The following is a 1,173-nucleotide window of genomic DNA, read 5'->3' on the forward strand; positions in this document are numbered from 1 at the left end:
CCGCCAACGCCTCCGGCCGCCGCACGGTTCCGCGCCGCCGCCTCGTACCCTGGAGGGGCTATGACACCACTAGCGACACACACGGCCCGCCCCCCCGCCCGTCTGAAGGTTCTCGCCGCCATGTCCGGCGGCGTGGACTCCGCCGTCGCCGCCGCCCGCGCCGCCGCGGCGGGACACGACGTCACCGGGGTGCACCTCGCGCTCTCCGCCAACCCGCAGTCCTTCCGCACCGGCGCCCGCGGCTGCTGCACCGTCGAGGACTCGCACGACGCCCGCCGCGCCGCCGACGTCATCGGCATCCCGTTCTACGTCTGGGACCTCGCCGAGCGGTTCCGCGAGGACGTCGTGGAGGACTTCGTCAGCGAGTACGCCGCCGGCCGCACGCCCAACCCCTGCCTGCGCTGCAACGAGAAGATCAAGTTCGCGGCGCTGCTGGACAAGGCGCTGGCCCTGGGCTTCGACGCGGTGTGCACCGGCCACTACGCGAAGGTCGTCACCCGCGCCGACGGCGGCCGCGAGCTGCACCGCGCGGCGGACGCGGCCAAGGACCAGTCGTACGTCCTCGGCGTGCTGGACGAGCGGCAGCTCGCGCACGCGATGTTCCCGCTCGGCGACACCGGGACCACGAAGGCCGAGATCCGCGCGGAGGCGGCGGAGCGCGGGCTGTTCGTGGCGGAGAAGCCCGACAGCCACGACATCTGCTTCATCGCCGACGGCGACACCCAGGGCTTCCTGGCCCGCCGCCTCGGCGCCGCCGAGGGGGACGTGGTCGACGAGTCCGGCGCCCGGGTCGGCACGCACTCCGGCGCGTACGGCTTCACCGTCGGCCAGCGCAAGGGCCTCGCGCTCGGCCGCCCGGCCCCCGACGGCCGGCCGCGCTACGTGCTCGACATCTCGCCCGTCGACAACACCGTCACCGTCGGCCCGGCCTCGTCCCTGGACGTCGAGGCGCTGACGGCGGTCTCCCCGCGCTGGTGCGGCGCCCCGCCGGCCGGCCCCGGCACGTACACCGCGCAGCTGCGCGCACACGGCGGCGAGACGCCGGTGACCGCCGAGGTCGTCGGCGGCGAGCTGCGGGTGGGCTTCGAGGAGCCGGTGCGCGGGGTCGCGCCGGGGCAGGCGGTGGTGCTGTACGACGGCACCCGCGTGGTGGGGTCCGCGACGATCGCGACG

Annotated in this window: 1 protein-coding gene; it reads left to right on the top strand. The window is 75.8% G+C overall.

The window, feature by feature from the left end:
• Positions 1 to 120: 120 nt before the first annotated feature.
• Positions 121 to 1,173: tRNA 2-thiouridine(34) synthase MnmA (mnmA, locus tag ABD317_RS37120; protein ID WP_425582541.1), on the top strand; the 1,053-nt coding region annotated here is incomplete at its 3' end.

The sequence above is a fragment of the Streptomyces synnematoformans genome (assembly GCF_039531005.1).
In the GTDB taxonomy this organism is placed as follows: Bacteria; Actinomycetota; Actinomycetes; order Streptomycetales; family Streptomycetaceae; genus Streptomyces; species Streptomyces synnematoformans.